This window comes from uncultured Pelagibacterium sp., from assembly GCF_963972885.1.
In the GTDB taxonomy this organism is placed as follows: domain Bacteria; phylum Pseudomonadota; class Alphaproteobacteria; order Rhizobiales; family Devosiaceae; genus Pelagibacterium; species Pelagibacterium nitratireducens.
In genome coordinates this window covers 1-8,079 of record NZ_CAXAXY010000121.1, presented here as the reverse complement: position 1 = coordinate 8,079, position 8,079 = coordinate 1, and the positions used below count along the sequence as shown (strand labels likewise).

The following is an 8,079-nucleotide window of genomic DNA, read 5'->3' as shown; positions in this document are numbered from 1 at the left end:
TTCGGACGCGAAGTGCGTGACAAGAATGGCCTGCGCACCGAAGTCGGTGCCCTCGAACGCGCCCATGGCGGAACGCTCTATCTGTCCGAAGTCGCCTCGCTCCCTCTCGAGGCGCAGACCTCCTTGCTGCGCGCACTCGTCGAAAACAAGTTCACCCGCGTCGATGGCCACGGCCCGGTGCCGGTTGACGTGCGCATCGTCTCATCGAGCTCGCAAAACGTTGCCGGCCTGATCGAGGAGGGGAAATTCCGCACCGATCTTTTCCACCGCCTTTCGGTCGTGCCGCTCCAGCTCACCTCTCTGCGTGAACGCCGCGAGGACATTCCCTCGCTGGTCAGCCTGTTCGTGGCCCAGCTTTCGCGCATGCACAACCTGCCGCGTTTCCTGTTCGGCGACGATGCCATCGCTGTTCTTCAGGGCCAGGATTGGCCGGGAAACGCGCGCCAATTGCGCAACGCCATTGAGCGCCTGCTTATCCTGGTGCGCGACCAGAAGCCGGCCGACGGCGTCATCACCGCCGCCATGCTACCCTCTGACATTTCCGAGGTGCTGCCCACCATCGGCGACACCGACTCATCGGCGCACCTGATGAGCCTGCCCTTGCGGGATGCGCGCGAAGTTTTCGAGCGCCAGTACCTGATCGCCCAGATCGAGCGGTTCGGGGGCAACATCTCGAAAACAGCGGAATTTGTGGGCATGGAGCGAAGCGCATTGCACCGCAAGATCAAATCGCTCGGGCTTTAGTGACAGGTGATGGCGTGCTAACACATGCGCCGTTGCTTCCATCTGGGACGCTGAAATGAGAGTTATTATCTGCGGAGCCGGCCAGGTCGGCTACGGGATCGCCGAGCGCCTTTCGGCCGAAGGCAATGAAATCACCGTCATCGACAACAATCCGGCCCTGGTGCAGCGCGTCAGGGACACGCTCGATGCGCGCGGGTTGCATGGGCACGGGTCCCATCCGGACGTTCTGGCCCAGGCCGGGGCGCGTGATGCCGATATGCTGATCGCCGTTACCCAGGTCGATGAGGTCAACATGACCGCCTGCCAGGTGGCCCATTCGATCTTCGAAGTGCCCACCCGCATCGCGCGCATCCGCTCGCAAAGCTATCTCGATCCCGAATGGAGCAACATGTTCTCCCGGGATCACCTGCCCATCGACGTCATCATCTCGCCCGAGGTGGAGGTTGGCGAGCTCATCCTGCAGCGCATGGCCTATCCGGGCGCCAACGAGATCGTGACCTTCGAGGACGATCAGGTCGTGGTCATCGAGGTCAACGTGACCGAGGACTGCGCGGTGATCGATACCCCGCTGCGGCACCTTACCGACCTGTTTCCCAATCTTCAGGCGACCGTTATGGGTGTGCGGCGCGACGGCGAAATGCGGGTCGTCCACTCCCACGAACAGATGATCGCCGGCGATCAGGCCGTGGTGGCCGTGGCGCGCGATCAGGTCCAGCGTGTTCTGGGCCTCTTCGGGCGCGATGAAGTTCCACCCAGCCGCGTGGTCATTGCCGGCGCCGGCAATGTCGGCCGCTATGTTGCCCGCCGGATAGAGGAAACCGATCCCTCTGTGTCGATCCGCATCATCGAGAGCAACCGCGAAAACGCCCAGCGGACGGCCGAGGCCATGAAGCACTCCATCGTCGTGTTCGGCGATGCGCTGGCCGAAGACATCATGCGCGAGGTCGATGTTCGCGATGCCCATATGTTCCTGGGGCTGACCAATGACGACAAGACCAACATTTTGTCCTCGGTCATCGCCAGTGAAATGGGCTGCCACGCCAATATCGCGCTGGTCAACCAGAGCCAGTATCCCCGCGTCGCCCGGCGGCTCGGCGTTGATGCGTTCATCAATCCGCGCGCCATTACCGTATCTAAAGTCCTCCGCCACGTCAGACGCGGCCGCATTCGGGGCGTCTATACGCTGGGCAATGGCGCAGCCGAAATTTTGGAAGCCGAAGCGCTTGAAACCTCGACGCTGGTGGGAAAGCCGCTGCGCGAATTCAAGCTGCCTCCCGGCATACGCATCGGTGCCATCGTAAGAGGCAGCCAGTCGATCATGCCGACCGGCGATACCATCGTGCGCGCGGGCGATTTCGTGATCGTTTTCGCACTCGCCGCCAGTCTGCGACAGGTCGAACAGATGTTCAGGGTCAGCATCGACTTTTTTTAGAGCGAGTCCGGAAAATCGGGAACCGGTTTCCCGATAAGACTTGCGTCAAAACAAGAGGGGTAGATCGTGTCAGCGATTCAATGAATCACTGACACGATCTAGATGTCCTGAGAGGGGATGGGTTTGCCCACCATCGGAATTCTATCGGCCGGTGTGTTCGGGGTCTTCGCCCTCTCATTGGTGTTGCCGCTGTTTGTCGCGCTGGTCGAAGGCAATTGGCGCGCCCTCGAGGCGATTTTTCTGGTTGCCGTCGGGTACGGGTTTCTGTCCGCTGTCACCATTCTTTCGCTCAGCCGGCGGGCGCGCACGCTTAACAGGGCAGGGGTATTCATGGCGGCCATTACCGTATGGCTGTCATTGATTGCCGCCGCAGTGCCCCTGTTCATTCTCGTCGAGGGCCAACAGCTCGTCCCGGCCATTTTCGAGGCCAGCTCGGCCGCCGTTACGCTTGGGGCAACCCTGCGCCCGCCCGCCGATTTGTCGCCGTCCATGACCTTTTACCGGGCCACGGTGGCATGGGTGGGCGGCCTGACAACCCTGACGCTGGCCGTCTATGTGTTGGGGCCATACCGGGTGGGCGGCATACCCAACGCAAACCTGCGGCAGGTCCAGCACGCCCGCACCGAAAACGATCCGCGCATTTTCGTCACGCTGCAATCGATCGCCGCGCCCTATCTGGCCCTGACGATTACCTGCGCCATGTTGTTGATCATCGTGCGGGTCCCCGCGGACGACGCCATTGTCGTGGCGATGAGCATGCTTTCCACCAACGGATTCGTGCCCCCGGGATCGACGACATCCGTCCTCGACAACCGGCTCGCCGAAATTGTCATGATGGTTTTCATGCTTATCGGCGCAACCAGCATAATCTGGCACCGCCTGCTTGTTGCCCGGGGCGGCGAAGGCTCGCGTGAACATCACGAAGGCATGCGCTATCTCGCGGCCATCGGTGCGTTGGTGGTTATGGCCATCCTTGCAGCCATTTTCGCGCCGCCGCTCGGTCGGCCGGGCTTTGAAAGCGCCTTCAATTACGTCTTCGACATGATCTCGATCGCCACCACGACCGGCATCACCCACGATCTGCGACTGGGGGTTTCCATACCGTTTGAGGCCATTCTCATTATCGTTTTCATTGGCGGCTGTTCATATTCGACGGCCGGAGGCATCAAGGCGTTTCGCCTGCTCACTATGCTCAAGCACGTGGGCAACGAACTCGACAGGCTCGTTTATCCCAGCGCCATTCTGCGAGACGACGTGCAATACGACACCCAGCAGCGCATCATCGCCAAATCCGTGTGGAGCACCTTTTTCCTCGGCGTGTTGGCCGTCACCATTGCGCTGCTGATCTTCGCCGCACAGGGCCATTCCCTGCCTTCTGCCATGGCACTTGCAGCGGGGGCCTTTTCACAGGTCGGCAATCTCGTCGACTCTGCTGTTCCCGGCCTGTCCCAGGGCGTTGCGTCCGACGCCACCCTGCTAACGATCGCCGCACTGGCCACCATCGCCCGCATCGAAATCCTAGTGGTGCTGGCGGCAATTACAGGAAATCGCTGGTAATTCCGCTCTAGGCTCGTTCCATGAGATATGCAATAGTTACCGAGTTGACATGTAATGCGTCAAACGGGCAGGGCGGCACCCAAGCTGGTTGTCAAACAAAAAGTCGGTCGGGCGTCTGACCGGTGCTCCATGTCCGACGCAAACAAGAGGCCGTACAATGCCCAGTGAAAAGGTGCAGAACCTTCAAGATGCCTTTCTCAATCACGTTCGCAAGAACAAGGTTCCGGTGACGATCTTTCTCGTCAACGGCGTCAAATTGCAGGGCGTCATCACCTGGTTCGACAATTTCTGTCTGTTGCTGCGTCGCGATGCCCAGAGCCAACTGGTCTATAAGCACGCAATTTCGACGATCATGCCGGGCGCACCCATTCAACTGTTCGACCCCGAGAGCAACACCGATTGATCGATAAAGAAGACGACGACGATGGCAAGGGCTTCGTGGACCTTCGCGAAGTCCCCACACGCACTGGTCTCGTAACCCCCGACGTCAGGCATAACCGTTATGCGCGCCCGGCCGAGGCGCGGCATGCCGAATTTATCGGGCTTGCCGCGGCCATAGCGCTCGACCTGGTGTTCACCGAAATCCTGCGCGTGCGGGAAATCAAGCCTTCGACCTATCTCGGTGGCGGGCAGGTGCAGCAGCTTGCCGAGTGGGCCAAGGAGCGAGAGATTGAACTGCTGGTCATCGATGCGCCGCTCTCGGCCATCCAGCAACGCAATCTCGAACGCGAGATCGGCGTAAAGGTCCTTGACCGCACGGCGCTGATTCTCGAAATCTTCGGTGAGCGCGCCGCGACCCGCGAAGGTGTGCTGCAGGTCGAACTCGCTCATCTCAATTACCAGAAGGGCCGTCTGGTCCGCTCCTGGACCCACCTTGAGCGTCAGCGCGGCGGCGGCGGCTTTCTTGGCGGTCCGGGCGAAACCCAGATCGAATCCGACCGACGCCAGATTCAGGACCGCATTCTCGTTCTCGAGCGCCGCCTCGACAAGGTGCGCCGCACCCGTCAGCTGCAGCGCGGCCCCCGCGATTCTGTGCCGTTCCCCGTCGTCGCGCTGGTCGGTTACACCAATGCCGGCAAGTCGAGCCTGTTCAACGCCATCACCGGCTCGGGGGTCATGGCTGAGAACCTGTTGTTCGCAACGCTCGACACCACCGTGCGCCGCGCCTCGCTCCCCCATGGCCGCGACGTCATCCTGTCCGATACCGTTGGGTTCATTTCCGATCTGCCGACCGATCTTGTGGCCGCCTTTCGCGGTACGCTCGAGGAAGTGACGCAGGCCCAGATCATCTTGCACGTCCGCGACGTTTCCAACCCCGACCATCCGGCACAGGCAAACGACGTGCTCTCGGTTCTGGCTTCGCTCGGTGTCACCGGCGAAACCACGCCGATCATCGAGGTCTGGAACAAGATCGACAGCCTGCCTGCCGAAGCCATCGACGGCCTGGCGAATATCACGCCAGCGGGAAAAGTCGCGGCCGCCATTCCGGTTTCGGCCGTGACCGGCCAGGGGCTGCCCGACCTTCTCCTTGCCGTCGAAAAAACGCTGGCCCAGGATTCGCGCCTGTTCAGTGTCCTGATTCCGCACGAATCGAGTTCTGAAACAGGCTGGCTTTACGCCAACGCTGAAGTTGTCGAGCGCGGCGAACCCGACGATGAAGGCACGCGCTACACGGTTCGGGTTCTGCCCCGGCACCGTGCCGAGTTTTCGGAAAAATTCGCCGGCCGGATTACCGGTCTCGACGGATCAAGCTGATTTGTCGGCCTTGCGGATCTCGTTCCAGTAAAGATCCAGCCGTTCAAGGCCCGCCTCGGAAATCTCGATCTCGTCCTCGCGGCACCGGGCTTCCACATGTTCGAACCGCCGCACGAATTTGGCGTTGGCGTCGCGCAGCGCGGCTTCCGGGTCGATACCCGCATGACGGGCAAGGTTGGCGACTGCGAACAAAAGGTCGCCGATTTCCTCGGCCTTGGCCGCCTCGCTCGGCCCGGCAAGCGCCTCCTGGACTTCGCCCAGTTCCTCATCGATCTTGGCAATGACCGATGCAGTATCCGGCCAATCGAACCCCACCCGCGCGGCGCGCTTGGCCAGTTTTCCCGCTCGCGTCAGCGCCGGTAGCCCAGCGGGAACATCATCGAGCAGGGACGGTGGCTTTTCTCCGCCACGCCGTTCGGCTTTCTTCGCCCGCTCACCAGCCTTGATCGCTTCCCAGCGTTTCTCGCTCGATGCGGCATTCCCGGATTCGTCGTCCCCGAACACGTGTGGATGGCGCCGGATCAGCTTTTCGGTGACCGCATAGATGACGTCGCCGATCTCGAACAGGCCTTCTTCCTTGGCCATCTGCGCGTGATAGATCGGCTGTAGCAAAAGATCACCCAACTCATCGCGAAGATCCTCGTAGTCCTCGCGCTCGATCGCGTCCGCCACCTCATAGGCTTCCTCGATTGTATAATGCCGGATCGATCTGAAATCCTGCTCTATATCCCAGGGGCAACCTGTTTCTCTGTCGCGCAGGCGCGCCATGATCTCGATAAGGCGGGAAATGTCGCGGGAGGGCTGCATGGAAAAAACCTTGGACAAAGAGTGGTGATGGTGAACCAGTTCTAGCGAGCGGTGAGGCGGGTCGCCACCCCGGTCAGCCCGCCTTGATCAGCGGAATGGCCAGATCCTTGCGGAAAATATAGAGCAGCGACCGCAGTGCTTCGCCCTCCGGCCCCTTGAGCCCGGGATTGCGCTCAAGCGCCGCCCGCGCATCGTCATGCGCCATTTCCAGCAGATGCTTGTGGACGTCCGGAACGGCGATCCGATAGCCGGGCATGCCCGATTGCCGCGTGCCCAGCAAATCCCCCTGGCCGCGCAATTCGAGGTCCTTTTCGGCAATCTCGAATCCGTCATCGGTTTGGCGGATGGCTTCGAGGCGTTGTTTGGCCGTTTCGCTCAGCGGCTCGGAATAGAGCAACAGGCACGCCGAGCGCGCCGATCCGCGCCCCACGCGGCCGCGCAACTGATGCAACTGCGCCAGTCCGAACCGTTCGGCATGCTCAATGATGATGATCGTCGCGTTGGGCACATCGACCCCCACTTCGATCACCGTTGTCGCGACGAGAATCTGGGCATCGCCTGAAGAGAACCGCGCCATCGCCTCCTGCTTGGCCGCCGCGCTCATCCGTCCGTGGACCAGTTCCACCCGGTCGCCAAAGCTCTTCTTGAGTTCTGTAAACCGGTCCTCTGCCGCTACAACGTCGAGCACGTCGCTTTCCTCGACCAGCGGGCACACCCAATAGGCCTGCGCGCCTTCCGCAAGCCGCGATGCCAGCCGGCCCACAACGCGCTCATATTCGGAAATCGGCAGCGTCGCCGTGTCGATGGGCTGCCGTCCCGCCGGTTTTTCGCGCAGCACCGAAACGTCCATGTCCCCGAAATGAGTCAGCACCAGCGTGCGCGGAATGGGCGTCGCCGTCATCACCAGCAGGTCCGTCTTGTGCCCCTTTTCGGACAGCGCCAGCCGCTGATGCACCCCGAACCGGTGCTGTTCGTCGACAACCGTCAGTCCGAGATTGTCAAACTCCACCCCGCTCTGGAACAGCGCATGGGTACCCACGGCAATGGTGATCGATCCATCGGCCAGCCCGGCCAACGCCGTCCGCCTTTCCGACGCCGGCATTTTCCCGGTCATCAGCACGGTCTTGAGCCCGGCCTTTTCGGCCAGCGGCTGGAGTGTCCGGAAATGCTGGCTCGCGAGAAGTTCGGTCGGCGCCATCAAGGCCGATTGCCCGCCATCCTCGGCCACCATCGCCATGGCCATCAGAGCCACCACTGTCTTGCCCGACCCCACATCGCCCTGCAAAAGCCGTGACATGCGGGTCGGCTTTTCCAGATCCTCGCGAATATCCGAAATCGCCAGTCGTTGCCCATCGGTCAGCGCGAAAGGTAGGGCACTCTCTACCTTATCGGTGATCTCTTCGGTCACGCGCCGCGCAATACCCGAGGATTTGACCATGGTTTCCCGGATCAGCGACAGCGCCAATTGTCCGGCCAGATATTCGTCATAAGCCAGCCGCATGCGCGAGGGTGAAACGATGTCGCCCTCGCTCGGCCGCTGCGGCGCATGAATATGGCGCAGCGCCTCGGAAAATCCCGGCCAGTTCATGATGGTGCGCCGGTCTCTGCCCGTCCATTCGGGAATGATCGGCATGAGATCGAGGGCCGAGGCGATCACCTTGCGCAAAGCCCGTGACGAAAGCCCGTGGGTAAGCGGATAAACCGGCTCGACCATTGGCAGGCTCGAGAGGTTGTCGGGCTCCACGATGTAATCGGGATGCGTCATCTGCTTTTCGCGACCGAAA

7 protein-coding genes are annotated in these 8,079 nt (G+C 61.4%); 5 read left to right on the top strand and 2 right to left on the bottom strand.

Features of this window, described 5'->3' with window-relative positions:
* From AACZ55_RS14640 to hflX, 5 genes are all read left to right on the top strand, one after another.
* On the top strand, nt 1–744 hold a 744-nt coding region (locus AACZ55_RS14640; RefSeq protein ID WP_339647284.1), incomplete at its 5' end, for a sigma 54-interacting transcriptional regulator.
* A gap of 55 nt (nt 745–799) precedes the next feature.
* A complete protein-coding gene (gene trkA, locus AACZ55_RS14635) occupies nt 800–2,176 on the top strand; it encodes a Trk system potassium transporter TrkA (RefSeq protein ID WP_338606907.1) in 1,377 nt (458 codons plus the stop codon).
* A gap of 123 nt (nt 2,177–2,299) precedes the next feature.
* Nucleotides 2,300–3,733, top strand: coding sequence for a potassium transporter TrkG (locus tag AACZ55_RS14630; RefSeq protein ID WP_338606906.1), 1,434 nt, complete (start codon nt 2,300–2,302; stop codon nt 3,731–3,733).
* 157 nt (nt 3,734–3,890) lie between these two features.
* A complete protein-coding gene (gene hfq, locus AACZ55_RS14625) occupies nt 3,891–4,136 on the top strand; it encodes an RNA chaperone Hfq (protein ID WP_014130571.1) in 246 nt (81 codons plus the stop codon).
* Complete coding sequence (hflX, locus tag AACZ55_RS14620) at nt 4,133–5,488, top strand: GTPase HflX (RefSeq protein WP_339647280.1); 1,356 nt, start codon at nt 4,133–4,135, stop codon at nt 5,486–5,488. Before hfq ends, hflX begins: the two co-directional genes overlap by 4 nt.
* On the opposite strand, the gene mazG is transcribed toward hflX, so the two are convergent.
* Together mazG and recG are read right to left on the bottom strand one after the other, a co-directional pair.
* On the bottom strand, nt 5,480–6,295 hold the full coding sequence (gene mazG / locus AACZ55_RS14615; RefSeq protein ID WP_339647277.1) for a nucleoside triphosphate pyrophosphohydrolase: 816 nt from the start codon (nt 6,293–6,295) through the stop codon (nt 5,480–5,482). The two genes, hflX and mazG, sit on opposite strands and share 9 nt — an antisense overlap.
* Before the next feature lie 73 nt (nt 6,296–6,368).
* Nucleotides 6,369–8,079 (bottom strand): ATP-dependent DNA helicase RecG (gene recG, locus AACZ55_RS14610; RefSeq protein ID WP_339647275.1); only part of this gene is annotated, 1,711 nt, incomplete at its 5' end.

Excerpts from the sequence above, each read along its gene's own strand:
- trkA (WP_338606907.1), top strand. The coding sequence starts at position 800 with ATGAGAGTTATTATCTGCGGAGCCGGCCAGGTCGGCTACGGGATCGCC.
- hfq (WP_014130571.1), top strand. The coding sequence starts at position 3,891 with ATGCCCAGTGAAAAGGTGCAGAACCTTCAAGATGCCTTTCTCAATCAC.
- mazG (WP_339647277.1), bottom strand. The coding sequence starts at position 6,295 with ATGCAGCCCTCCCGCGACATTTCCCGCCTTATCGAGATCATGGCGCGC.